Origin of the sequence: Flagellimonas olearia (genome assembly GCF_009184425.1) — a bacterium.
Classification (GTDB): domain Bacteria; phylum Bacteroidota; class Bacteroidia; order Flavobacteriales; family Flavobacteriaceae; genus Flagellimonas; species Flagellimonas olearia.
On sequence record NZ_WELG01000226.1, the window covers coordinates 1 to 304 of the forward strand.

Here is a 304-nt window from a genome sequence, read left to right on the forward strand (position 1 = left end):
TAGAGGGGTGAGGCAACCACCCGTTTGTCACCCAGCGAGCCCAGCAGGCCCCGGCTAATCACGTTGGCATGGCTAAACGGGTCCATGTTGTCTAGCGCATAGAACTTTCCGTCCCTAGTACGAAAGAGTGCCGCCTGCCCCGTGGCCAGGCGTACTCCCACTCCGGTGCCGGGCAACACATCGTCGACGCTGCAGATTGTTTTCCATTCAACCGCTACTGCATTGTTCATGGCTTACGCCTCCTCAACCAGCTCGATACGTTCATGCTCGTAGGCGGGACGTCGCTGGCCACGTTCACGCACGT

General features: G+C 59.2%; 1 protein-coding gene. It reads right to left on the reverse strand.

Annotated elements, in window-relative coordinates; all coding sequences use genetic code 11:
* Positions 1 to 230: nitrite reductase (NAD(P)H) small subunit (locus tag F8C76_RS19755; protein ID WP_152132989.1), on the reverse strand; the 230-nt coding region annotated here is incomplete at its 3' end.
* Positions 231 to 304: the final 74 nt, after the last annotated feature.